Source organism: Lunatimonas sp. (assembly GCF_020832325.1).
Classification (GTDB): Bacteria; Bacteroidota; Bacteroidia; order Cytophagales; family Cyclobacteriaceae; genus Lunatimonas.
Genome location: NZ_JAFIEU010000037.1, coordinates 12,626 through 36,641, shown reverse-complemented (window position 1 = coordinate 36,641; position 24,016 = coordinate 12,626). Strand labels below are relative to the sequence as shown.

Sequence of the window (24,016 nt, the reverse complement as noted above, 5' to 3'; positions counted from 1 at the left end):
GACCCAATGAATTTACTGCAGGAACTGCAATTTAGATCTTTACAGCAACAGACCCGAAGGCATTTTCTAAAACAATGTGCAGCAGGTCTGGGGTCTGTGGCCTTTGGCTCCATGATGGCCTGTGGTCCGTCTCCAAACGAGGAACAAAAGGCCAAGCAGGTTATGGAGGGACTGGCCGCCAAGCTTCCCCATTTTGCACCCAAAGCCAAGCGCATCATTTACCTGCACATGGCAGGGGCACCTTCTCAGTTGGAGTTGTTTGACTATAAGCCCGAATTGGCCAAGCTCGATGGCAAGGATTGCCCACAATCCCTGCTGGAGGGGAAGAAATTCGCATTTATACAAGGAGTTCCCAAAATGTTGGGTCCTCAGGCAGCGTTTCACCCTAGGGGAGAATCGGGCATGATGGTATCTGACCTCTTGCCTCATTTTTCGACGATAGTGGATGATGTCAGCTTGATAAAAACCATGCACACCGACGAGTTTAACCACGCTCCAGCTCAATTGTTGTTGCAGACCGGCGGTCCCAGGCTGGGGCGGCCAAGCATGGGCTCCTGGGTGACCTATGGATTGGGTACGGACAATGAAAATTTGCCTGGATTTATCGTGTTGGTGTCCGGCGGCAATACCCCGGATGCCGGCAAATCGGTCTGGGGGAGTGGTTTTTTACCGTCTGTCTACCAAGGAGTTCAGTGTCGTTCGGAGGGGGATCCAGTCTTGTATGTATCTAACCCCGAAGGCATGAGTGGCGACCTGCGCCGACGAACCATAGATGCTATCAACCAAGTCAATGAAAAAGAATACCAGGAGGTGGGTGATCCCGAGATATTAACCCGCATTTCTCAGTACGAAATGGCTTTTCGCATGCAGACATCCGTTCCCGAAGTGATGGACATCAAAGACGAGCCGGAATACATCCATCAGATGTATGGTACCGAACCTGGAAAAACTTCCTTTGCCAACAATTGCCTCCTTGCCAGAAGGTTGGTAGAGCAGGGAGTGAGGTTTGTACAGTTGTTTGACTGGGGTTGGGATACCCATGGTGTGAGCGAGGGTGACTCCTTGGAAAATGGCTTGGTAAAGAAGTGCGGCCAAGTGGACCGTCCCATGGCTGCTTTGGTGAAAGATCTCAAGCAACGTGGATTACTGGATGAGACCTTGGTCGTATGGGGAGGGGAGTTCGGGCGTACACCCATGCAGGAAAATCGTGGAGGTCGGGTTTGGCCGTTTAAAGGCAGGGACCACCACACCGAGGCTTTCCCCATTTGGATGGCTGGAGGCGGAGTCAAAGGGGGATTCAGTTTGGGAGAGACGGACGAAATTGGCTACTACGGGATAAAAGACAAGGTGCATGTACACGACCTACAGGCAACCATTCTGCATTTGGCAGGTATGGATCACGAGAAGTTTACCTACTTTGCGCAGGGAAGGGATTTCCGGCTTACGGATGTGGCAGGCAAGGTAGTTCATAAAGTTATTGCATAGAAACAAATTACACACATGGAGGAATCAGGCGATTTGCTGCTGTTTTTGGGAAGATTTCACCCGTTATTTCTACACCTACCCATAGGGTTCTTGGTAATGGCGGTTTTATTGGAGTTTGTATCAAAGAAGGAAAAATACCGGGCACTGCGGCCCGCGGTAGGATTTACGTTGTTTATTGGAGCGATTTCTGCCTTGGTGGCGGCTATCCTTGGGCTAATGCTAGCCCGCGATGGGGGCTATAGTGAGGACCTCCTAGGAATCCACCAATGGCTTGGAATAGCATTGGTGATCTTTGCCTTCGGAACCTGGTGGCTACAGCGGCAGTACGAGGAAAAGGGTACCGATAAGCTAAAAAAGGCCTACACCGGAAGTTTGGTTCTAATGATGGTTTTTTTGGGCGGTGCTGGGCATTACGGCGGTTCGCTAACCCATGGAAGTAACTACCTGACCCAAAACATGCCCAATGGCCTTCGTGCCTTGGTAGGCTTGGAGCGATCCAAAGGGCCCAAACTGATCACCAATCTGCAAGAGGCAGAGGTGTTTGGCGATATCGTGCATCCAATTTTAGAAATGCGCTGCAATTCCTGTCACAACGCAAGCAAAAAGAAGGGAGACCTGCAAATGCACACGGTACAGGCCATGCAGCGCGGCGGAGAGAGCGGGGCGGCATTTGTAGCCGGTGATCCAGCACAGAGTTTGCTGCTCCAGCGGATTCACCTGCCCGAGACCGATGACGAGCACATGCCCCCCAAGGGCAAGACCCAGCTTACCGATCAGCAGGTAGCCCTTTTGGAGTGGTGGATTTCCGAGGGTGCTCCCTTTGACAAGAAGGTGGCTGAAGTAAATGTGGACGGTTCGATCGACGAAATTTTGCAAACATTGGTGGATCCCAATGCCAACAAATCCGAGGTGGAGATCCTATTGGCTTCGGAGCCACCTGTACCCAGTGCAGAAAAGATCAAGGCGTTTCGGGATCAAGGCGTTATGATCAAAACCTTGGCGGCGAATTCAAATTGGCTTCAAGTAGCCATTGACAAGAAGCTACCTGTGGAGGATCTGTTGGCGGGACTGGCAGAGAGTTTTCCCGAGCAGATCACTTGGCTGGACCTAAAGGAAAGTGCAATCTCAGATCAGGGGCTTGCTCCTGTTGGGAAGCTAAAAAACCTCACCAAGCTTAGGCTCGAAAAGACACCGATCTCCGATTCGGGAATGGATCATTTAAAAGGGCTGACTTATTTGGAGTTTTTGAATATTTACGGTTCTCAAGTAGGAGATCAGGGCATCGCCAAGCTCTCGGACCTGAGAAACCTCCGAAGCTTATACGCATGGGAGACCCGTGTAACTGCCGCCGGGGCAAATCAATTGGAAGGCCAACTTGCAAAGCTGACAGTTAATCTGGGGTTTGAGGTAAACGTGGTCGATTCTCTCACCGTGGAGGTGTTGCCTGTCGGTAACAAAACGCCTTGATTGCTTTGTAGAATGGCAAGGGTATGGCAGAGGTTTGGGTAAATAGTGACCTAATTCAAGGAATGGTCGAACCTTAGACGTTTAAACGATGTATGTACGCCACGTCGGTATCTGGTTGGGCCCGATTGTTTTTGGAGTTTTTTGGCTTATTTCTTCCCTCGGGCTATTGGAGCTCACCGATGGAATGAAGGTAATGGCACTCGCCGCATGGATGGTCATTTGGTGGGTTTCTGAGGCGGTACCCATTCCCGTCACGGCGCTGCTTCCGATCGTAATTTTCCCTTTAATGGGTATTTTTGATATGAAAGGGGCTACCTTGCCCTATGCGGATCCGGTGATTTACCTGTTTATGGGTGGTTTTATCATTGCCTTGGCGATGGAGAAAAACAAGCTGCATCAGCGCATTGCCCTTAACCTGATCCGTGTCACCGGAACCAAAGCAAACGGTATAATCGGTGGATTTTACCTCGCAACCGCTTTTTTGAGCATGTGGATTAGTAATACTGCCACTGCGGTGATGATGTTGCCTATCGCGATGTCCATTGTGCAGTTGATTCTTGCAGCGAACCGGGATATGGTCCACCACCAAGGGTTTGTTCATTTTTCCTTCACGTTGATGCTAGGCATCGCCTATGCTGCCAATATCGGTGGTGTGATTACCTTGATCGGCACTCCACCAAACGTGGTATTGGTGGGTTTGATGCAGCAGTTCTACGGTGTTAGCTTGGATTTTAATCGCTGGCTGTTGATTGGATTGCCGGTGGGGGGAGTGATGTTGCTCATCATGTATGTTTTTTTGGTGCGCGTATTGTATCCCAATCGCCTGGGTCAGATCGCTGGGTCAGATCAGGTCATTCAGGATCAGTTGCGGGACTTGGGCCCCATTTCCAAAGCGGAGGTGAGGGTTTCCCTCGTATTGGTGGGTACGGCATTGTGTTGGATTTTGCGAGAACCGCTCAATTTGCTGTTTCAAACGAACCTGCTAAACGACACCATCATCGCCATGACGGGTGGAATCTGCATGTTTTTGGTGCCTGCCGGCGTTGGGACGGACGCCAAGCTGCTGGATTGGAAAAGTATGAAGGAGTTGCCCTGGGGTATTTTGTTGCTTTTTGGCGGAGGCATGAGTTTGGCCAAGGGAATGGAGGCTGCAGGTATTATTCAGGCGATAGGGGCTTATGTGGCCGGAACCTCTACCATATCCCTGGCGTGGCTGATTCTGGGGTTGATCCTCGTGTGCCTTTTTTTAACCGAGCTGATGAGCAACGTGGCCTTGGTTACGATTTTTCTTCCGGTTGTTTTTGGGATAGCCGATGGGATGGGGGAGGAGGTTTTGCCCTTTGTGATTCCCATTACCATGGCTTCTAGTTTTGCCTTTATGCTTCCCATTTCTACGCCTCCCAATGCCATCCTGTTTTCAAGCGGGTTGATTTCGATTAAGGAGATGATGAAAGTGGGTATCTGGTTAAATTTGGTCGCGGTATTGGTGCTTTGGTTGGTTTCGCTGTCGTTGGTTAGGTGGGTGTTTTAGGGTCTCAATGGCTTGAAGTGGTGTGGGTTAGGGATAATTTTCAACTTTTTATTTGGTAAATTAGCTTCCTACCGTAAATCTTCTATTTTTGTACTGGAAATTTAAATCTGTAAACACTCTATCAGCTAAAAAAATGAAAAAGAAAACATGGATTGAACCAAAGATGGAAGAGGCAACCGTCGAGTCAGGGTATATGGCTGGCTCCTACGAAGGTGGTTTTTACGATGGTCCTTCTTAACAAATAGCGTGATTTGGTGCACGTTTTTAAAAAATTAGCATAGGGGTTATTTTTGTGTGGTTTTCCATTTGCTTTCTAAACGTTAACATTGATAATTCAGGAAAGTCCATTAGAACTTTGTTACCCCGTGAATCTACGGGACGGGAGGTTCTCGGATAGGTGGGTATACAAAGAGATCTTTGAGGAAGAGGCCTATAAATTGCCGGTAAAGTACCCTATTCAGACAGTTGTGGATTTGGGAGCAAATATTGGTCTGTATACTTTATTCACTAAACGGGAGCATCCGGAAGCCCAAGTTATCTGCGTAGAGCCCGATCCAGCCAATTTTGAATTGCTGAGAAAGAATACCAATCCATACAACGGAATCTACCTTGAGCAAGCCGGGATTTGGCATTCGGCGGTCACGCTTGAACTAAAGAATCCCCATGGATATCCCTTCACTATTTATTCGGAAGAAAATTTAGTCTCAGGCAATGTCCAAGCGGTATCAATGGATTGGATCGTAACCAAATACCAACTGAAACGCATCGATTTGCTCAAAGTGGATATTGAAGGTGCAGAGCGGATGCTTTTTTCCAGAGATTACCAAAATTGGCTCAAACGAGTGAAGATTCTTCAGATAGAACTTCACGACCGCCGCTTCCCGGGCTGTGGCCAGGCGTTCTTTAAGGCGATCGTAGAGGTGTTTGGTGTATTCAATTTCTATACGAGAGGCAACGTTACCACAATTGTAAATAAAAGGATTCCGTAGAAAGTATGGTTTGAGGAATACAAAGTTCATACAATCCTTTCAAAAGCCAGTTTCTTTGCCCATTTTTGAGCATTTCTGGTGTACTTTTTGTTTGCAAGCAACTCTTCTAATGCCTGATTGATAGCCTCCAAAGAACTTTGAGAGGAAAGAGATAGACCCACTTGATGGTAGACCACCCTAGCGGCATTTCCTGGATAATCAAAGACGTTCTTAGGCGGTATTACCAGCAGGGGTATTCCCAGTGCTAACGCTTCGTATACCGCTCCTCCACCGCCATGGGTGATTAACAGACTCGATTGCTTTACCAAGAAAAGTTGAGGCAACGATTTCATAAAAATGAGATTAACTGCCGTCTTTTTTACTCTTGAAGCGATGGGGACGGGTAGTTTTGCAATAAAAAGAATACGTTTAAATTTTTCCGCTAGGGCATTCAGTGAATCGAAAAATTTGACCAGGGAATCATCACTAACCAAATCCTTTATCACCGTCCCAAACGATACAGTGATCAGTTTGTTTTCGGGGTTTTTTCCCAGATGATGTGCCACCATGTTTGAAAGTAGAGGCGCCACATCTTCTGGTCTCGAAAGGTCGATGGATGGTCCTCCATAGTGCTCCCAAGGTTTGAGGGGTTGTCCACCAAAGTCAAAAGAAGCATCGTGCAGGTAGATTTTTTTAATGCCTGATACTGCCGGGTGCAGTTTATTGAACGTCCAAATCCGATGTCCCAATTCGACTATATGCTCGCTGAAAAGTGCATGAATGAGCTTTTGAGACGCCGAAATAGACTCTCCTTGTTCCTCTATGTGTTTGGACCATAAAACGGTAGCCTCAGGACCAGGCATGCCGTACCTATCTTGGGGTGGAAAGCCAGAGTTTGGAATCGAAGGGAGAAATGGTGTATGCACTTCGATTTGATCGGCAAAACCTGCTGGTATTAGGCAATGAAGCTCGATGCTGCAAAATTCATCGACAAATAGTTTATTTGGTGCGAAAGCATTTATGGCATCGAGCAGGACCGAGCGACATGTGGCCACTTCCGATAGCACGTCGTTGATAGTTTTTTGTGCTGGATAGTTTCTAAAAGCCGTGTACATAGGAAAAATCCCAAGTACCTGTACCGTGGCACCGGGTAGTTTCCAATTCGGTGGTTTTTTAGCCAGTAGGATATAATTTACTTCGTGGCCCTCTGAAATCAGTTGTTTGGCTAGGCGAAAAGTGCGGTACACGTGCCCTGCAAAAGCGGTGTAAATAAAAAGAATCCTCATACTGGAAATTCCACGATCGCCTGCACGTCTGCTAGCCTCCCACTTTTTTTACCTTGTATCCTTCCGCTGTTAGAAAATCCAAGATCTTGTCGCGAAAATCACCCTGTATCAGAATTTCTCCGTCTTTAACGTTTCCACCGACCCCACATTTGATCTTGATGGCCTTTCCCAGTGCTTTTAAATCTTCCTCAATACCTTCAAAGCCGGTTACGAGGGTGACCTGCTTGCCACCGCGTGCTTTTTTGTCCAATTGGATATGCAGACGCTGCTGCTGAGGGGGAAGGGTTACTCCATCGCCGTCTTTGTTGTCATCGAAGTCAAAATCCTCCGAGGTGGAATAAACCACTCCGTCCCGCTTCTTCCAGTCGTTGGATTTTTTTTTGCCCATGCTGCCTTATTTAAATTTCATCGTCCAAACCGGCCGGATGGCGGCATTTACCACGTCTTCGGCTATGCTGCCCCCCAATAGATGCATGAGGCCTGTTCGCCCGTGTGTAGCCATGGCGATCATGTCTGCGTCTACGTCGTCTGCATATTCCAAAATCCCCTCTTCCTCGCTACCCGAATTGAATATTTCTACTTTTACGTTGGTTAGCTCGTTTGCCTTGATAAAGGCTTGCATATTCTTTTTGGATACCAGCGTGTTTTCAAAGGAATTGGGGGTATTGATCTTAACCAGACTGAGTTCGGCACCCAATAGGCTTTGAAGGTCCTTTAGTTCCCGAATGACTTTTTTGCTGTTTTCACTAAAATCACTGGCAAACACTATATTTTTGATGTCCTCGGCTTTGGTGGGCTGTTTTACTGTGATGACAGGGCACTTGGAGTGTCGTACTACTTTCTCGGTATTCGAACCAATCAGGAGTTCCTCCAGGCCGCTCGAGCCCTTGGACCCCATCACTACCAGATCGGCCTTGATCTCGGTAATTTCAGAAGCGATACCTGCGTAGGGATTTCCAAAAGAAATTTTGGTGCTAAACTGATAAGGCTTAACGGCGTGTAGTTCTTCCAATGCCTTCATCTGTGCCTTGCGTTTGTCTACCATTTCGGCCATGAAGATCTTGTCTACGTAATTCTCTTCCAAGTTTACTTCCCCAATGGTGTTAAAATGTTGGGTGGTGGGTATTTCGACAACGTGTACTAGTTTCAGTTTGCAGGCGGCCTTTGAAGCAAGCTCTTGTGCCAACTCAAAGGCGTATTCTGCCTCTTGGGAAAAATCGTAGGGAACCAGTATGCTTTTCATATGTTTTTAGTTGTTTTTTTAAGTAAGGTCCATCCACAGACCGATAATGGTGAAACAATCACGACCGAATTTGAACGTTACGGGATACGGGAATTAATCTGTTATCCACGGTTTATTTTGATGCAGTAAGCTACAAAAAACTACTTAAAATCCGTAACGGTTGGAAGGAATAGTTTTAGAAAAACAAGTGACCAATCCCAAATGCGATCACCCACAGCAAGGTACTGAGGGCCATTTTTTTTAAATAGGGGTCGGTATTGACAGCCGATTCGGCCCGATGAACGCCACGGCCCACCACCCACATCAAGGGCAGCACTAGGAGGAAGGTGAATCCCCCAAGTGATTTCCCAGAGAGCAGAAAGACAGCCATGCTTAGATTCCCACCGATAATCAATAGCCAATTGTACCGTACAGCCGCCACTCTCCCAATACGAACGGGAATGGATTTTTTGCCGGCGACACGGTCGGATTCAATATCCCGAATATTATTTATGTTTAATACCGCCATGGAAAAGAAACCAAGCGAACAGGCTGGAAGAAGTATCCAGGGGTTAAACGTGCCACTGTGTAAAAAGTACGTGCCCAATACACCGCTTAGGCCAAAAAAAAGGAAAACAGACAGGTCGCCCAAGCCCATGTAGCCATAGGGGTTTTTGCCAGTGGTGTAATTGATGGCGGCGAAAATGGCGAGCAGTCCCAGAGCTAAAAAACCCAAAAACACGATCAGGTCCTCAAAAGCCACGTAGAGCAACCACACCCCACAAATCAGCGATAATACTCCGCAGAGTATCATGGCCTGTTTCATTTCAGCAGGACTGATCACACCAGACTGCACCGCCCGTACGGGTCCTTGGCGGTCCGCATGGTCGGCACCATGTACACTGTCACCGTAATCATTGGCCAAGTTGGATAGTACCTGGAGCAAAACCGTGGTAAGCGAAGCCAACAGCAGGACTTCCCAGCGCAAAGTACCGTCTCCCGCAGCAAGTATGCTGCCAAGAAAGATGCTCGACAAGGCCAAAGGAAGGGTTCTAAGCCGAAAGGCATGCAGCCATGCCTGTTTCTTTGAGGTTAACGTGATTTCCAAATCGGGAGAAATGCTGGGTGGTACTTCATTTTTGAGGTATTCATGGAGGCACTAACCATAAAAATCAACACCCAAAGCCGTGAACGGCCTTGGGCGCTTAGCATCATGTGACCGAATCTCTATGCATTGATCAATGCCAGAATTTCCGCATCCATAGGCTTGGTGGAGGAAGGGAAGAATTTGACCAATTCTCCTTTTTCGTTTACGAAATACTTGCAGAAATTCCAAGATGGTTCTGCATTGTTCCATCCATTCAGGTTTTTATCGGAAAGCCATCGGTAGAGCGGATGCTTGTCTACTCCCTTTACCGAGATCTTCTCGAAAAGCTGAAAGGTTACTCCATAATTTTCGGTACAGAAAGACTTGATATCTTCGTGTGTTCCGGGTTCCTGTCCGCCAAAATTATTGGCTGGAAAAGCCAGTATGGTTACTTTGTCACCGTATTTTTCATTCAGTTCCTGCAAGTCTGCATATTGGGGGGTGTAGCCGCATTTAGAAGCCACATTGACCAGCAATAGCTTTTTGCCTTTGTAACTGGAGAAGTCGACATCGTTTCCATCTATGTCTTTCAGCTTAAAATCGTAAATGGACTTTTCCATAGGGGTGTTTTCTGGATGGTTTGCGTCGTTTGGGGCAGGAGTCAAGCCCACGACCAAGGCTACAGCCAAGGTAGTAAATGAGATAAAGAGTGTGTTCATAGTTACATTTTTTCGGGTACATGTATGCCTAATAACTTCATGCCTTTCCGGATTGTTTTGGCGACTTCGTTAGAAAGAGCTACTCGGAAGGCCTGGACCTGTCCTTTGGTTTCGCTAAATATAGGAAGTTCCGCATAAAATCGGTTGTATTCTTTGGCCAAATCAAATAAGTACTGGGCAATTACTGAGGGGGAATACTCGTCGGCGGCGGTTTGTAATTTTTTTTCGTAGTCCTGTAGTAGGATGATCAGGTTTTTTTCTGTTTCTCCAATAAAGTCTAGGCCAATCAGGCTTTCCGGTCCGTAGTTTAATCCGATCTGATCGGCTTTTCGACGGATCGCTGAGATACGCGCATGGGTATATTGAATAAAGGGCCCCGTATTGCCTTGAAATTCGATGGACTCGGCAGGATTGAAAAGCATGCGCTTTTTGGGGTCCACTTTGAGCAGAAAGTACTTGAGGGCGCCCATTCCCAAGGTTTGATAGAGCTGTTCGGCTTCCTCCTCAGAAAAACCTTCGATTTTACCCAGCTCTTGGGTGTGTTCCCGGGCGGTATCCACCATCTCAGCCATTAAATCGTCCGCATCCACCACGGTGCCTTCACGCGATTTCATCTTCCCCGAGGGCAGGTCTACCATACCGTAGGAGAGGTGGTACAAGCCGTCTCCATAGGGACGGCCCAGCTTGCGCATGATCTTAAAGAGCACGTCGAAATGATAATCCTGTTCGTTGCCGACCACATACACGGACCGTGTGATGTGAAAGTCTTTGTATTTCAGGTCGGCGGTTCCCATGTCCTGTGTAATATACACCGAGGTGCCATCGGCACGGAGTACCAGTTTTTCATCCAGTCCTTCGTCGGTCAGATCCACCCAAACCGATCCATTGGGTTTTTTGAAGAAAACGCCTTTCTCCAGTCCTTCTGCCACGATGTCCTTGCCCAACAGGTAGGTGTCCGACTCGTAATAGGTTTTATCGAAATCCACCCCCATGGTTCGATAGGTGGCCGAAAAACCTTCGTACACCCACCCGTTCATGGTTTTCCAAAGGCTCACCACTTCCTCATTTCCTTTTTCCCATTGGATGAGCATTTCTTGTGCTTCCAGCATCCAGGGAGCCTGCTTTTTGGCCTCCTCTTTGTCCATACCGGCCGCCACAAGTTCCTCGATTTGCTTTTTGTATTCTTTGTCAAAAAGCACGTAGTATTTCCCGGCTAGGTGATCGCCCTTGATGCCGGCAGAATCCGGTGTTTCTCCATTGCTCAGCTTCTGATAGGCCACCATGGACTTGCAGATGTGGATGCCGCGGTCATTTACCAGATTGGCCTTGATCACGTCAAAGCCGTTGGCCTGGAGGATTTCTGACACCGCATAGCCCAAAAAGTTATTGCGAAGGTGGCCCAGATGCAAAGGTTTATTTGTGTTGGGGGAGCTGTATTCCACCATGACCTTCTCGCCGTTGGGTGCAAGCTGGCCAAAATCCGGATTGGAGACGATGCGCTGGAAAACCTCTATCCAGTGCGATTCTTCAAGGGAAATATTTAAAAACCCCTTGATCACGTTGTAATCGGAAACGATCGCTACCTGTTCCTTAAGGTACTCTCCGATGCGTTTGCCGCTCTCTTCGGGGGATAGGCGGGTTACCTTGAGAAAGGGGAACAACACAAAGGTGTAGTTGCCCTCAAATTCTTTCCGTGTAGGCTGCAGCGCCAGTTTTTCCGGAGCCACTTCGTGGTCAAAAAGTGATTTGAAAGCCGATGATATATGATGAAGTAACTGGTTTTCGATATCCATAACGGGGTTTTTGGTCAGTAAGGTGTTAATGCTGAACGTATGTTTGCTTAACCAAAAGCGGTGCAAATATAGCGTTTTCCCGTCATTTGACTGCCTTCTAGCCCACTAAATCACCCATTTGCCAATCCGGGTGGTGTTAGAAATTTTCGACCAGGGAGCGGGTAGTTGATTCCAGGATATCGAAGGCGTTTTCTGCCATGGTATTTTCGGTATCCAACGTTGGGTTGACCTCCACAATTTCCCACGCACATACCCGGCGGTCCTTGATGAGCTCGGTATTCAAGTCGATCGCTTCCTCCACGGATAGCCCGTCAGGAACAGGGGTTCCCGTTCCTTTGGAGATGGCGCTGTCCAAGCTGTCCACGTCGAAGGATATATAGATTTGATCGCAGTCTGACAGGTGTTCCAGTACAACGCGACTGCATTGTGCCACGCCCCATTCCCGTATGGATGCTACGGGGACGCGCATCATTCCGTGGGTTTCGATGAGCTGATCTTCTGGGCTCTCGGTATCACGCAGCGCAATGAAGACGATGTCTTCCGGGGCAATTTTTGGATGGGGTCCGCCCAGGTGGGTGATTTTTTGCCAATAGGCCAAAGTCACCTCATCCGGATCGTTTTGTCGGCAGGGTAGGTTGTCCATACCGAGGCACATGGCTAGAGGCATACCGTGCATGTTTCCAGACGGAGTGGTATAGGGGGAGTGGAGGTCGGCATGTGCATCTATCCAGATCACACCCAGACGTTTGTCCGGGTCAGCGGCCTTGATTCCCATGATAGTGCCAGCGGCCGTGGAGTGGTCGCCGGCAAGCACGATGGGAAATTGCTTTTTTTCCCGGATTGTTTTGATGGTATGGAACACGTTTCGGATTACTTCGTACACACCGTCCACGTACTTGGCGTGGGGAAACTTATTGCCCTTCCAAAGATAGTTGTTGGCATCCGGCACGTTGATTGGCTCAAAGCGGGCAAAGAAATTGGATTGCTTATCCAGACTGGCCACCTTGAGGGCATCTATGCCCATGCTTGCACCACGCGTTCCAGCCGCCAGTTCCGAACGCACTTCCACTAGTTTGATTTGTCGTTTGATCCCTTTCATGTGGTCCGCAATATTTTTTGCATTTCATTTCGTTTGCCATTCCGAATACATTGGGAGAAAATTTACCGGAGCGAAATGGTTCTAACTATTTGGGTTACCTGTGTCACACCCGATTTCCTAAAACAAAAATAGCAAGGAAGTCCGGATTCCTGTGCATCGAGGTAGTGGCATGGATAAATGAGCGCTAAAAAGGCATTGCAGGAAGTTTTGGAGATAGAAATTTTGTGATCAATCGAATAGCTAGCGTATAAAACTTAAAAATACATCGTTCAAGTTATTTTATATTCAAATCAAAAAGTCTATTTTTAGGTGGAGGAGGTTAAAGTAGCGGATGTTTCACTGTAACATAAGAATCGATTTTCAATTTTTTTAACTTTTTGTTATGTAAGCTGGACGAAACTGCTAGTAAGAGGAGTACTAGTTCTAGTATAGTATTTGAAATAGATAATTTTAACACTTAAACATAATAAACTATGAAATGGTATTTAAAAGTTTTAAGACAGTACGCTGATTTTAATGGTAGAGCAAGAAGAAAAGAGTATTGGATGTTTGTGTTGTTCAATATTGTTTTTGCACTTGTCGCAATGTTTTTTGATAATATTTTGGGTTTAACGGTCGCCGAACTCCCTTATGGAGTGTTTTATTTTGCGTATGTGCTGGCTGTTTTCATTCCCGGCCTAGCGGCAGCCGTTAGAAGACTCCACGATATTGGAAGAAGTGGCTGGATGATACTAATTGGTCTGATCCCGATCATTGGCGGTATTTGGTTGTTGGTATTGATGGTGACCGAGGGCACTTCTGGGGAAAACAAATACGGAAGCGATCCCAAAGCGACTTTTGCCTTAGAAATATAATTATAGCGGCTATTTCACTCCAAGGTTCAGTATATGTAGCTTTGCTAGAGGTGCACTGCCTACGTGTCAGGCAGTGCACCTATTCCGTAGGATATGATTGGGAAACAGAATGATCCCAATAACAAATCTCGGAGTTTTGAATCGGCGACTGATAATCAGGTTATGGGGTTTGATACAGTCAATTCTTTCTCCGGTCTTGGAAAATTTTCTTCAGCAAGGTGGTATCCTTAGCCCCTGCATAGGATCCTTGTTCTTCCAAGAAGTCTAAATATTCGTCTATATACCGTTGACTTATCTGGGAATTGTCGCCGTATTTTTCTCTCAGAGAATCTAGCTGCTTGTGGAGCGTTGCTCGAATTTCGGCATACGCTGGATCTTTGTATACGTTTTTTAGTTCATAGGGATCGTTTTGTCTATCGATTAGTTCCCATTCGTCGGTGTCAAAATAATAATGGACCAGTTTGTAATCCTTGGTGATGATCGCGTAGTGTCGCTTCACCATGTGGATGGATGGATACTCGTAGTAATGGTAATAGACAGCGTCCCGCTGCCATTCATCTCCCTTGCCTGTAAGAAAGGGCATAAGGCTTTGCCCTTGCATATCAGTTGGTGCAACTAGATCGGCGGCCTCCAAGAAGGTTTGTGCAAAATCCAGGTTTTGCACCAACGCATCGGAACGAACGCCTTGCGGGGTTTTGCCCGGCCAGGCCATCAGCAGGGGTGTTTTGAAGGATTCGTTGTAAACAAAACGCTTATCGTACCACCCATGCTCGCCCAGGTAAAATCCTTGGTCTGAGGTGTACACAATGATGGTGTTTTCCATCAGGCCATTCTCTTCCAGGTAATCGAGTACTCTTCCGACATTTTCGTCTACCGACTGAATAGTGCCCAAGTAGTCTTGCATGTAGCGCTGGTAGCGCCATTTCATTTGATCCTCTTTACTCATGGAAGGATACGCTTTTTTAAACTCCTCGTTAACCACGCTGTAAGCTGCATCCCATTTAGCACGCTGGGTGGGGTTCATGCGACCTACCTCCCGGTCAAAAGCTCCCTCGTCCCAGTCGGAAGTACCTTTTATGCCCAATTCCTGCATTACCTCGGGATAGATCTTGGAGTCTCCTGCCCAATGCATGTCAGTAAGTAGGTTCATTTCGGCTTCTCTAGCAGGTCTGCCGCGACCGGAATAGTCGTCGAACAGAGTGGGTGGTTCAGGAAAGGTGCGTGTTGTAAAATCCTCAAAATGGCGCTCTGCCATCAGCCATTCCCTGTGTGGTGCCTTGTGCAGGTACATCAACAAAAAGGGTTGGTCTTCCTTGCGGTCGTTTTCCAGCCAGTTTAAGGTCATATCGGTGATGATGTCGGTAACGTATCCTTCTATGCGGACTGTTCCTTCATCCTTGGTGATGAAGTCTGGATTATAGTAGGTACCCTGTCCAGGCAATATTTTGAATTGGTCAAATCCCTTGGGATTGTTGCCAAAATGTAATTTTCCAAACATGGCTGTTTGATACCCGGCCTCATGGAGCAATTGAGGAAAGGTGATATTGGTGGTATCAAAAGGAAAATGGTTGTCTACTTTCCCATTTATATGACTGTGCTTGCCGGTTAGGATGGTCGCTCTAGATGGTGCGCAGATTGAGTTGGTGACTGAGGCGTTGGTAAAAAGTATGCCCATTTTCGCAATTCGGTCGATATTTGGAGTTTCAATGAGTCGGTTGTCATAAGCGGAAATGGCCTGATAGGCGTGATCATCGGACATGATAAAGACGATATTTGGCCTAGTAGGGTGCCGTTCTGTTTCTTTCTGGTTACAGGAAAACTGTGCAATGACGGTCAGCACCAGTAGGGAAAGCGAGACTTTGTGCATGGGATGTAATTTTTTAAACAAGGGTGGTTCGAGGAGCGCAACTGCGTCGGGCAAAAGCAACTTGCATGCTCAGCGAGATTGTTCTAGTTGATTTCGGGCAAAGTAAATGTATTATTTGTGAAATACCACCGTAACTGTATGAAATATCGGTATTTTGGAGGAATCCTTTGATCTGTTTTGGATGATTCGAGAATGGTGGTTACCTTGGACCGTTCATTACCCGAGTATTTTATACCTAATTCGCCCCTAAACGTTCACGTTATCATCACCTTAAGGAATACGCAATGCATTCATCTGTCATTTTTCTTTTATGGGCTTTGGTCCATGGTTTTCTTGTAACTCCCCAGAAAGGGGCTCAAATGCCCAATGTCTTGTTTCTGTTTGCTGACGACCAACAGGCCGATGCTTTGGGTATTTCGGGTAACCCATACATCCATACGCCAAATATAGATCAATTGGCCCGGGAGGGTAGTCGGTTTTCAAATGCATATGTCATGGGAGGGCATCACGGCGCGATCTGTATGGCAAGTAGGGCCATGCTTATGAGTGGTAATAACTTTTTTCGAGTGTATGACCGTCTAAATGGTGTACATACGATGCCGATGGCCTTTGCTGAGGCGGGATATACGACCTATGGAACTGGTAAATGGCACAATGAAAAAGAAGCTTTTGAAGCTAGCTTTCATCATGGAAGAAACGTCTACCTAGGAGGAATGGCGGATCATTACGATATCAACCTCCGTGACTATGGGACAGATGGCAGGTTGGGTGACCCGGTCAAGAAAGGGTATTCGACAGATATTTTTGCACAAACCGCTATCGATTTCTTACAGGAACATACTCAAAGCCATCCTGGCAAGCCCTTTTTTTGTTATGTCTCTTTTACAGCTCCGCACGACCCTTATTCACCTGAGGCTTCCTACATCGATCACTACCCGGATGGTTCACTGCCGCTGCCTGGAAACTACATGCCGCATCATCCGTTTGAATTTGATCAGTTGACCGTTCGGGACGAGAACCTTACCGGGTGGCCTCGTCGTCCGGAAGTAATTCAAATGATCCTGTCGGACTATTATGCCTTGGTCACCCATTTGGATGCACAGATAGGCAGGATTATAGCGGCGCTTAAAGCAACCGGTCAGTATGATAATACCATCATTGTTTACGCCGCTGACAATGGTCTGGCAGTAGGTCGCCACGGCCTGCTTGGAAAGCAAAACCTATACGAACACTCGATCAAAGTTCCACTGATCCTCAAAGGGCCCGGAATTGCTGAAAACCAGGTATTGGATGCCTTTGCTTATATTCACGATATTTTCCCAACGCTCGCTCAATTGGCTGGTGTGCCCATTTCCGAAAAGTTGGAGGGGCAAAGCTTGGTGCCGGTAATTCAGGGTACGCAGCAGCAGGTCAGAAATTCCCTTTTTACGGCCTACAGACACACTGTTCGTGCGATCAGGGATGAGCGCTGGAAATTGATCCGCTACCCTGAACGGGATTACACTCAGCTCTTCGATTTAATAAGGGATCCGTTGGAGTTGAATAATCTAGCGCAGTCTGGCAGCCACAACGAGACAGTTGATAGACTCACCCAACTAATGAAAGATTGGCAGTCGGATTATGGGGATGAACATCCGCTGACTGCCAAAGAGATCAAGCCCCTGGTCTACGATCCCGACACTTTGGTCAGAAAGCCGGATCAGTGGCAGCCGGAATATATTCTTAAGCGCTATTTTGGAGAAAAGTAATATTTGTATCACTTCGGTAAAAAGAAGACGGCATTTGGTATCTATTTGAATGCGAATGTCTAAGGATGACTGATCAGATTGATCACTTTACCGATTAGCGTCACTTTATGACAAAGTCTTATAGCACCATTCGTTTTCGAAGTCAATTGGGTCCAACCATCCGTTGTTGCCTCCGTTTATCCCCGTTTTGGACGGATGCTGGATTCTCGAATCCGTTTGGGGCGCTATTTTTGCAAAAGGTATGTCTTTGGCCTACATTTATTTTTCGATAAGCCCAAAGTTCATAATTTTATTAGTCAACAGCCCTGTTTTTAACCACCTATTTGATCTCTGGACGATGAAACACCACGAAAACCGTCGATCGTTTGTAAAGAAGGCACTAGCTCTCACGGGAGCATTTTCTGCCACCAACCTGTTTACCCAACTCCATGCGGAGGAGTGGAGCAGCATGCAAACCAAACACCAACATACTTCACCTGAAGAGCTTGCCGAAAATGAGGATTATTGGAGTCATATTCAGCGGGCGTACACAGCTAGTTCCTCTCCTGTTATGAATCTGAATAACGGAGGTGTTTCCCCATCGCCTTTGGTCGTGCAGCAGGCTGTGGAGAGGTATAATCTGTTATCCAATCAGGCGCCCTCGTACTATATGTGGCGAATTTTGGACCAGGGACGTGAGCCTTTAAGGGACAAGCTGGCACTCTTGGCGGGATGTGACCCAGAGGAAATCGCTGTGAATAGGAATGCTACAGAGGCATTAAATACCGTTATTTTTGGACTGGATTTACAACGTGGAGACGAGGTGATCGGCTGCTATCAGGATTATCCCAATATGATGCAGGCATGGTCTCAACGTGCGGATAGAGAGGGTATTGTTTATAAACAATTGAGTTTTGATTTCCCCATCGAAGACGAGGACCTTATTGTAGAGAAATTTCGACAAGCTATCACTTCAAAAACAAAAGTTATCCACGTCACCCACGTGATTAACTGGGTAGGACAGATCATGCCTGTAAGAAAGATCTGTCGCATGGCGCATGAACGGGGCATAGAAGTTATTGTGGATGGAGCGCATTCTTTTGGGCTGTTGGACTTTCAAATACCGGATTTAGAGGCAGATTATTTTGGCACCAGCTTACATAAGTACCTTTCTGCTCCGATAGGTAGTGGCATGCTTTGGATAAAAAAGGATAAAATTTCAAAAGTTTGGCCCTTGTTGTGTAACGGAGATCCGAAGAGTGGAGATATCCGAAAGTTTGAAACGTTGGGGACCCGCTCTTTTCCCATTGAGCAGGGTATCGGTGAGGCGTTGAATTTTCACCAGGCCATTGGTACCAAGCGCAAGGAAGCGCGCATTCGCTATCTGAAAAACTATTGGGCCGAAAAGGCCCTGCAAATACATGGAGTTAAGCTTCACACTTCTTTGAAAAAGGAATTTAGTTGTGCCATAGCAGGAGTTTCCATAGAAGGGATGAGTACGTCCCAATTGGGGAATACGTTATTGAACGATTTCAGAATCCACACCACTTCTATCGTGTACCACAACATCGATTGTGTTAGGGTTTCTCCGCACGTCTATACGAGTTTAGCGGATTTAGATCGGTTTGTGTATGCACTAGGTAAGATCGCTGAAGGCGTGAATCTTTCAGGACTATCCACACATAATCCATAGGTTAAGAATATCTCTTAAAGGATATTAGTTTTAAAGTTTCAGCGGAGATGTGTCTCCGATTGCTGGGCCAATTGGGATTATTTCGCAGTTCCGAATCCCTATTACGGCTTCCGTATTTACCAAAACGAAGGTGATGGAAATTTTTGGGAGGCTGGGTTCTATCCGCAGTTTGGAACCGAGCGGTCAGGATGCTGGTGAGATTAGGTAAAAAAAAGCGATTGATTTAACGTAAAAAGCCCTCGAACACATCAGCGTTCAAGGGCTTCCTCCATTCCTATTTATTTTCGAGCGATCGCTTTCTTCGCGGCTTTCACGATATTGGCGGCATTTAGGCCGTATTTTTCCAACAATTGAGTCGGTGTGCCGGATTCTCCGAAAGAGTCATCTACACCGATAAATTCCATTGGTACGGGTTGATTTCGGCTAAGCGTTTGGGCTATGCTGTCGCCTAAGCCACCGTTGTACTGGTGCTCCTCTGCGGATACGGCACAGCCTGTTTTCGCTACGGATTCCAGGATCGCTTCGGTATCCAGCGGTTTGATCGTGTGGATGTTGATCACTTCGGCGGATATGCCTTCTTCTCTTAGCATGGCTTCTGCTACCACAGCCTCCCAAACCAGGTGCCCGGTAGCGAAGATGGTTACATCTTTTCCGTCGATCATCTTCCAAGCTTTCCCAATTTCAAACTTTTGGTCAGCCGGTGTGAAAATGGGCCAGCTGGGCCGTCCAAAGCGAAGGTAAACGGGACCTTCGTGGTCTGCAATGGCAATAGTCGCAGCTTTGGTCTGATTGTAATCGCAGGGGTTGATGACGGTCATGTGGGGCAGCATTTTCATCATGCCCACGTCCTCCAGTATTTGGTGGGTAGCACCGTCTTCACCAAGGGTAAGGCCTGCATGAGAGGCGCATATCTTGACGTTTTTATCCGAATAGGCGATAGATTGCCGTATCTGATCGTACACTCTGCCGGTAGAGAAATTGGCGAAGGTACCTGTATAGGGGATTTTTCCACCGATGGTCATGCCCGCGGCTATACCCATCATGTTCGCTTCTGCTATCCCAACCTGAAAAAAGCGGTCTGGGAATTCCTTCTGAAAAGCGCCCATCTTTAAGGAGCCGATAAGGTCGGCACAAAGTCCCACGACGTTCGGGTTTTTACGCCCCACTTCCAAAAATCCGTCACCGAAACCGGATCGGGTATCTTTTTTTTCGGTATAGGTAAATTTTAAATCCAATGTTTTTTCCATGATCTGTTTCTTTTTGTTAGCCCTCTGATAGGGTGGCCCATCTGCTTAGTAATCTCCCAGGGTTTCTTCCAACTGACCCAAGGCCGACGCCAATTGCTCGTCGTTTGGAGCTACGCCGTGCCACTTGTGGGTTCCCACCATGAAGTCCACGCCATAGCCCATTTCGGTATGTAGCAGGTTCAGAACGGGCTTTCCGTTACCAAGGAGGCTTTTTGCCTTTTCCAGTCCGGCTAGTACGGCTTCTATGTCGTTGCCTTGTTTGGTTTCGATTACTTGCCATCCGAACGCCTCCCATTTGGCTTTCAGGTCCAGCAGGTTCATGATTTTTTCTGTAGGGCCGTCTATTTGCTGACGGTTTAGGTCAATGGTAGCGATCAGGTTGTCCACTTGGTGGTGGGGGGCAGCCATGGCTGCTTCCCATACCTGACCTTCCTGTTGTTCACCATCACCCATTAGTGCATAGACGGTACGGTTATCGCCGTTTAATTTTTTAGCCAGGGCTGCACCAATTGCCACGGATAAGCCTTGACCTAGGGAACCGGAGGCGATTCGGATGCCAGGAAGATGCTCGTGGGTAGCCGGGTGTCCTTGTAATCGACTGTTGATTTTTCGGAAAGTGGCGAGCTCTTCGGTAGAAAAGTAACCGGATCGTGCCAATACACTATACCATACCGGTGAGATGTGGCCATTTGATAGAAAGAAAAGGTCTTCACCCACTCCGTCCATTTGAAAGTCACTATTGTGCTCCATCTGATGGAAATAAAGGGCTACGAAAAATTCCGTGCAGCCCAACGAGGCTCCGGGATGTCCGGAATTTACCCCGTGTACCATACGCAGGATGTCCCTGCGCACCTGGGAACAGATGTTTGCTAATTGTTCAGTTGAAAGCTTTTCCATGAATAGGAATTAATTGATTATTTGATTGGTGTGTTCTTTGGTTTTTACTTTATCGATGATCTGACTGATTTTTCCTTCTTCATCAATCACGAAAGTGGTTCTTGCCGTTCCCATGTATTTGCGTCCATACATGGATTTTTCTACCCAGGTGCCGTACTTTTCGTGCACCGACTTGTCTTCATCGGCCAGTAGGGTAAAAGGGAGTTCGTATTTTTCGATAAATTTTTGGTGGGACTTTTGCGAGTCAGAGCTTACACCAAGCACCACATAACCGGCTTTTTGAAGCGCCTCGTAATTATCGCGAAGGTCACAGGCCTGAGTGGTACAGCCGGGTGTATTGTCTTTGGGGTAAAAATAGAGGATTACCTTTTTGCCTTTGAAATCACTGAGCCTGACCGTATTTCCATTTTGGTCTTTTGTTTCAAATTCCGGTGCTTGTTGACCTACTTCTATTGCCATTTTTCTAAAGGTTTAGGTTCGTCGTTTCGGTTAGGGCCATAAATATCGCAATAAATTAAATCTTTCCCCTATAAATGGCCTCGTTATTTGCCATGTCCCGCACTTTTACCACTACCTCTCCTTTGAAAGGTTTGTTGGATATTTTTTCTGACCAGATCATGGACTGCTTGTGTTCGTAGCGCATCAGTACCCATTCTCCGTCCACATAGGCTTCGAAATCCCGTATGCCGGAAAGGTTGTCCCGTATGGTGAATCTGATTTCGGAGGCGTTGATCCGAATGGGCTGTAAACTGGGAGCTATGCTGTCAGTAGCGATTACAAAGGTGCCTAGGCTTCGGGTTTTAAACCGGATACGGTCACCGTCCCAAGCACCGCCCTGAAAGCTTCGGTAGCCGTTTTCATACCGCAGATATACGTGGCTGTTGGCCCGATCTCCCTCAAAGGTGCCTGCGTCAAAGGTTACCTCGATGGGTTCCCGCAGGTATTCTGTGGGGTCGTTGATGCGGATTCCTGGTGTGCCGTTTTCCCGAAAGGGCTGCACACGGAGGTATAGGTCGTCCAGAAGGGAGTTTTCTTCAAACAGAATCTCGGCAAAGCGATCTTGATAACGCACTTCCTTTCCCAGTGGAATCCGGGCATTTACCGAGGGGAAGAGGGTTTCCGTGCATAGTTGTACCGAGTCAGGCAGCCCAAGGCGCATATCCCACAAATAGGTTTGCTTGTTACTGCCCTTGTAGGAATATGGCATTTCCATCTGGTAGCCATTGACAAAAAAGGTGGCAAAATCCCCTACGCCTGAAACTGGCCCGTGTAGCAGCATCACATGACCATCGAAGTCGACAGCTTGATTGCCCGAGGTGCTGTTAAAGGCCCGAAGCTGTTCGGAGGCCTGTTCGCCTTGCAGGGTAAGCAGCAGACGGCGGGTGTTTCTGTAGGTATCCACCAACCGAACTTCCAATTCCCGCTCCTGTTCGGGATGCAACCGAAGGGCTCCGCTCCACACGGAGTCGGGCCGGTAGAAGTCAAATAGGTTTTCGGGTCGCTTGTATAGGCGGGTGAAGCGGTTCCTATAGGTATGGGAAAGGATGTATCGGCCAAGAGAAAAGTCGATGGAATTAACTGTGCTTTCAAAGAGCTTTGTCCCCTTTTCGTGGATTTCGTAGGTGGGGAATCCATTACGGTTGTACATATCGTCGAGTTGATCGTAGGCCAGCACTTCGAGACCCACCTTTCCGCTAACCGAAATGGGAGATAGAACCTGATAGGAATCACCGACAAAGGCTACCGGGAATTCCCGACGCTGAAACTGTCCGTTTACCCGGGAGTCCATATCTAGGGGACTCACCGCTACCCGCTGTACGAAGGGGGGTATTTGATCGATGATCTCCTCAAACCCAAAATGGAGCGGGTCCAAAGCGCGGTCCAGTGAGTCCCGAATTTCAAAGTGCAGGTGTGGCCCCATCGAGGAGCCTGTATTGCCGGAATAGGCAATAACTTCTCCTTTTTTCACGCGAACTTCCTGTGCTTCCGGAAATAATTCCAGCTCGTTTTTGCGTTCGGTATACATCTTTTCCCGCATGTAGTTCGCGATGTTTGGTGCGAACTCCCTCAGGTGCGCGTAGACGGTGGTGTTGCCGCTGGGATGTTTGACGTAAAGCACATTGCCATAGCCAAAGGAGGAGATTTTCATGCGGTACACATAGCCGTCTGCCGCTGCGTAAACGGGCAGTCCTTGTCTTCCTTCGGTCTTGATATCAATGCCGCTGTGAAAGTGGTTGGGTCGGATTTCCCCCATGGTGCCGGCAAGAAAATTTCGTTCCCCGGGCTTGATCGGAAATGTAAAATATCCCTGCTGTACCTGTGCATATACGGATACCTGTGTCAATAGACCAAGGAGCAAGGCCCAGAGGCTTTGGTTACTTAACTTCGACATCCAGCATTTTTTTTCCCTCAATATATCCTTCCAAGTGATCTCCAATGGCCACCTTGCCCACACCGGCAGGTGTGCCTGTGAAGATAAGGTCGCCTGTTTTGAGGGTGAAGAACTGGGATACGTATTCGATGATCACGCCAAAATCAAACAGCAGGAGGGAGGTGTTTCCTTTCTGGCGGGTTTCGCCGTTGATGTCCAGGTGAAAGTTGATATTGGCCAAGTCCGGAAAATCACTCGCAGGTAGGAAGTCTCCTAGGGGTGCAGATCCGTTAAAGGCTTTGGCAATCTCCCAAGGCAAGCCTTTTTGTTTACACTTCTGCTGTAAGTCTCTGGCTGTAAAGTCGATTCCTAATCCGATTTCGTCGAAGTATTTATGGGCAAATTCTTTTTTGATGTACTTTCCTTCCCGGTTGATTTTTAGTACCAGTTCTACTTCGTGGTGGATGTCTTCGGAAAACTCCGGGTGGTAGAAGGGCGCACCGTTTTTGAGTAGGGCGGTGTCCGGCTTCATAAACACAACAGGTTCGGTGGGTCGTTCGTTGTGGAGCTCCTCGATATGGGCGGCGTAATTTCTGCCAATGGCGATAATCTTCATGGAAACAGCTAGTTTGAGCGCAAATAAACCCAATAACGACGGATTTTAAAAGGGATTTTTCATTTATGGACAAAGTCTGTATATTGG

General features: G+C 47.4%; 20 protein-coding genes. 7 read left to right on the top strand and 13 right to left on the bottom strand.

What is annotated here, in order from left to right; translation table 11 throughout:
• Positions 1-6 precede the first annotated feature (6 nt).
• The 4 genes from JJU34_RS13220 (at position 7) to JJU34_RS13205 (ending at position 5,472) form a co-directional block, all read left to right on the top strand.
• Positions 7-1,485, top strand: coding sequence for a DUF1501 domain-containing protein (locus JJU34_RS13220; RefSeq protein WP_228692853.1), 1,479 nt, complete (start codon positions 7-9; stop codon positions 1,483-1,485).
• Between the two features lie 15 nt (positions 1,486-1,500).
• Positions 1,501-2,952 carry a c-type cytochrome domain-containing protein gene (locus JJU34_RS13215; RefSeq protein WP_228692852.1) on the top strand — a complete coding sequence of 484 codons (1,452 nt, stop codon included), beginning with the start codon at positions 1,501-1,503 and terminating at the stop codon, positions 2,950-2,952.
• 88 nt (positions 2,953-3,040) lie between these two features.
• On the top strand, positions 3,041-4,483 hold the full coding sequence (locus JJU34_RS13210; RefSeq protein WP_228692851.1) for an SLC13 family permease: 1,443 nt from the start codon (positions 3,041-3,043) through the stop codon (positions 4,481-4,483).
• 365 nt (positions 4,484-4,848) lie between these two features.
• Positions 4,849-5,472 (top strand): FkbM family methyltransferase, encoded by a 624-nt coding sequence (locus JJU34_RS13205; protein WP_228692850.1) that lies wholly within the window; start codon positions 4,849-4,851, stop codon positions 5,470-5,472.
• Positions 5,473-5,498: 26 nt separating this feature from the next.
• Here the strand turns inward: JJU34_RS13205 and JJU34_RS13200 are convergent, their stop codons facing one another.
• From JJU34_RS13200 to JJU34_RS13170, 7 genes are all read right to left on the bottom strand, one after another.
• Positions 5,499-6,737, bottom strand: coding sequence for a nucleotide disphospho-sugar-binding domain-containing protein (locus JJU34_RS13200; protein ID WP_228692849.1), 1,239 nt, complete (start codon positions 6,735-6,737; stop codon positions 5,499-5,501).
• A gap of 31 nt (positions 6,738-6,768) precedes the next feature.
• On the bottom strand, positions 6,769-7,125 hold the full coding sequence (locus tag JJU34_RS13195; RefSeq protein ID WP_228692848.1) for a translation initiation factor: 357 nt from the start codon (positions 7,123-7,125) through the stop codon (positions 6,769-6,771).
• A gap of 6 nt (positions 7,126-7,131) precedes the next feature.
• Complete coding sequence (locus tag JJU34_RS13190; RefSeq protein WP_228692847.1) at positions 7,132-7,980, bottom strand: universal stress protein; 849 nt, start codon at positions 7,978-7,980, stop codon at positions 7,132-7,134.
• 175 nt (positions 7,981-8,155) lie between these two features.
• Positions 8,156-9,067: a 1,4-dihydroxy-2-naphthoate polyprenyltransferase gene (locus JJU34_RS13185; protein WP_228692846.1), complete on the bottom strand. Its 912-nt coding sequence runs from the start codon at positions 9,065-9,067 to the stop codon at positions 8,156-8,158.
• Between the two features lie 119 nt (positions 9,068-9,186).
• Positions 9,187-9,666 carry a glutathione peroxidase gene (locus tag JJU34_RS13180; RefSeq protein WP_228692896.1) on the bottom strand — a complete coding sequence of 160 codons (480 nt, stop codon included), beginning with the start codon at positions 9,664-9,666 and terminating at the stop codon, positions 9,187-9,189.
• A gap of 101 nt (positions 9,667-9,767) precedes the next feature.
• The gene (argS, locus tag JJU34_RS13175) at positions 9,768-11,558 is read right to left on the bottom strand and encodes an arginine--tRNA ligase (RefSeq protein WP_228692845.1); all 1,791 of its coding nucleotides are present in this window, start codon (positions 11,556-11,558) and stop codon (positions 9,768-9,770) included.
• 136 nt (positions 11,559-11,694) lie between these two features.
• Positions 11,695-12,657 (bottom strand): arginase, encoded by a 963-nt coding sequence (locus JJU34_RS13170; RefSeq protein ID WP_228692844.1) that lies wholly within the window; start codon positions 12,655-12,657, stop codon positions 11,695-11,697.
• A gap of 473 nt (positions 12,658-13,130) precedes the next feature.
• Here JJU34_RS13170 and JJU34_RS13165 point away from each other — a divergent pair, with 473 nt between their 5' ends.
• Positions 13,131-13,511 carry a DUF805 domain-containing protein gene (locus tag JJU34_RS13165; RefSeq protein ID WP_228692843.1) on the top strand — a complete coding sequence of 127 codons (381 nt, stop codon included), beginning with the start codon at positions 13,131-13,133 and terminating at the stop codon, positions 13,509-13,511.
• Between the two features lie 178 nt (positions 13,512-13,689).
• Here JJU34_RS13165 and JJU34_RS13160 read toward each other — a convergent pair whose 3' ends face one another.
• On the bottom strand, positions 13,690-15,378 hold the full coding sequence (locus JJU34_RS13160) for a sulfatase (RefSeq protein WP_228692842.1): 1,689 nt from the start codon (positions 15,376-15,378) through the stop codon (positions 13,690-13,692).
• Between the two features lie 359 nt (positions 15,379-15,737).
• On the opposite strand from JJU34_RS13160, the gene JJU34_RS13155 reads away from it, so the two are divergent.
• On the top strand, positions 15,738-17,126 hold the full coding sequence (locus JJU34_RS13155; RefSeq protein WP_228692841.1) for a sulfatase-like hydrolase/transferase: 1,389 nt from the start codon (positions 15,738-15,740) through the stop codon (positions 17,124-17,126).
• Positions 17,127-17,463: 337 nt separating this feature from the next.
• Positions 17,464-18,798 carry an aminotransferase class V-fold PLP-dependent enzyme gene (locus JJU34_RS13150; RefSeq protein ID WP_228692840.1) on the top strand — a complete coding sequence of 445 codons (1,335 nt, stop codon included), beginning with the start codon at positions 17,464-17,466 and terminating at the stop codon, positions 18,796-18,798.
• Between the two features lie 278 nt (positions 18,799-19,076).
• On the opposite strand, the gene JJU34_RS13145 is transcribed toward JJU34_RS13150, so the two are convergent.
• The 5 genes from JJU34_RS13145 to JJU34_RS13125 are packed head-to-tail and all read right to left on the bottom strand — an operon-like array spanning position 19,077 to position 23,929.
• Complete coding sequence (locus JJU34_RS13145) at positions 19,077-20,045, bottom strand: transketolase C-terminal domain-containing protein (protein WP_228692839.1); 969 nt, start codon at positions 20,043-20,045, stop codon at positions 19,077-19,079.
• Positions 20,046-20,090: 45 nt separating this feature from the next.
• A complete protein-coding gene (locus tag JJU34_RS13140) occupies positions 20,091-20,942 on the bottom strand; it encodes a transketolase (protein WP_228692838.1) in 852 nt (283 codons plus the stop codon).
• 9 nt (positions 20,943-20,951) lie between these two features.
• On the bottom strand, positions 20,952-21,401 hold the full coding sequence (bcp, locus tag JJU34_RS13135) for a thioredoxin-dependent thiol peroxidase (RefSeq protein ID WP_228692837.1): 450 nt from the start codon (positions 21,399-21,401) through the stop codon (positions 20,952-20,954).
• 55 nt (positions 21,402-21,456) lie between these two features.
• Positions 21,457-23,334 (bottom strand): M23 family metallopeptidase, encoded by a 1,878-nt coding sequence (locus JJU34_RS13130; protein WP_228692836.1) that lies wholly within the window; start codon positions 23,332-23,334, stop codon positions 21,457-21,459.
• A complete protein-coding gene (locus JJU34_RS13125) occupies positions 23,318-23,929 on the bottom strand; it encodes a fumarylacetoacetate hydrolase family protein (RefSeq protein WP_228692835.1) in 612 nt (203 codons plus the stop codon). The genes JJU34_RS13130 and JJU34_RS13125 overlap by 17 nt, the downstream gene beginning before the upstream one ends.
• Between the last annotated feature and the right edge of the window lie 87 nt (positions 23,930-24,016).

Coding starts and splice junctions, on each gene's coding strand:
- JJU34_RS13220 (WP_228692853.1), top strand. CDS start 7: ATGAATTTACTGCAGGAACTGCAATTTAGATCTTTACAGCAACAGACC.
- JJU34_RS13215 (WP_228692852.1), top strand. CDS start 1,501: ATGGAGGAATCAGGCGATTTGCTGCTGTTTTTGGGAAGATTTCACCCG.
- JJU34_RS13210 (WP_228692851.1), top strand. CDS start 3,041: ATGTATGTACGCCACGTCGGTATCTGGTTGGGCCCGATTGTTTTTGGA.
- JJU34_RS13200 (WP_228692849.1), bottom strand. CDS start 6,737: ATGAGGATTCTTTTTATTTACACCGCTTTTGCAGGGCACGTGTACCGC.
- JJU34_RS13195 (WP_228692848.1), bottom strand. CDS start 7,125: ATGGGCAAAAAAAAATCCAACGACTGGAAGAAGCGGGACGGAGTGGTT.
- JJU34_RS13190 (WP_228692847.1), bottom strand. CDS start 7,980: ATGAAAAGCATACTGGTTCCCTACGATTTTTCCCAAGAGGCAGAATAC.
- JJU34_RS13180 (WP_228692896.1), bottom strand. CDS start 9,666: ATGGAAAAGTCCATTTACGATTTTAAGCTGAAAGACATAGATGGAAAC.
- argS (WP_228692845.1), bottom strand. CDS start 11,558: ATGGATATCGAAAACCAGTTACTTCATCATATATCATCGGCTTTCAAA.
- JJU34_RS13170 (WP_228692844.1), bottom strand. CDS start 12,657: ATGAAAGGGATCAAACGACAAATCAAACTAGTGGAAGTGCGTTCGGAA.
- JJU34_RS13165 (WP_228692843.1), top strand. CDS start 13,131: ATGAAATGGTATTTAAAAGTTTTAAGACAGTACGCTGATTTTAATGGT.
- JJU34_RS13160 (WP_228692842.1), bottom strand. CDS start 15,378: ATGCACAAAGTCTCGCTTTCCCTACTGGTGCTGACCGTCATTGCACAG.
- JJU34_RS13155 (WP_228692841.1), top strand. CDS start 15,738: ATGCCCAATGTCTTGTTTCTGTTTGCTGACGACCAACAGGCCGATGCT.
- JJU34_RS13150 (WP_228692840.1), top strand. CDS start 17,464: ATGAAACACCACGAAAACCGTCGATCGTTTGTAAAGAAGGCACTAGCT.
- JJU34_RS13145 (WP_228692839.1), bottom strand. CDS start 20,045: ATGGAAAAAACATTGGATTTAAAATTTACCTATACCGAAAAAAAAGAT.
- JJU34_RS13140 (WP_228692838.1), bottom strand. CDS start 20,942: ATGGAAAAGCTTTCAACTGAACAATTAGCAAACATCTGTTCCCAGGTG.
- bcp (WP_228692837.1), bottom strand. CDS start 21,401: ATGGCAATAGAAGTAGGTCAACAAGCACCGGAATTTGAAACAAAAGAC.
- JJU34_RS13130 (WP_228692836.1), bottom strand. CDS start 23,334: ATGTCGAAGTTAAGTAACCAAAGCCTCTGGGCCTTGCTCCTTGGTCTA.
- JJU34_RS13125 (WP_228692835.1), bottom strand. CDS start 23,929: ATGAAGATTATCGCCATTGGCAGAAATTACGCCGCCCATATCGAGGAG.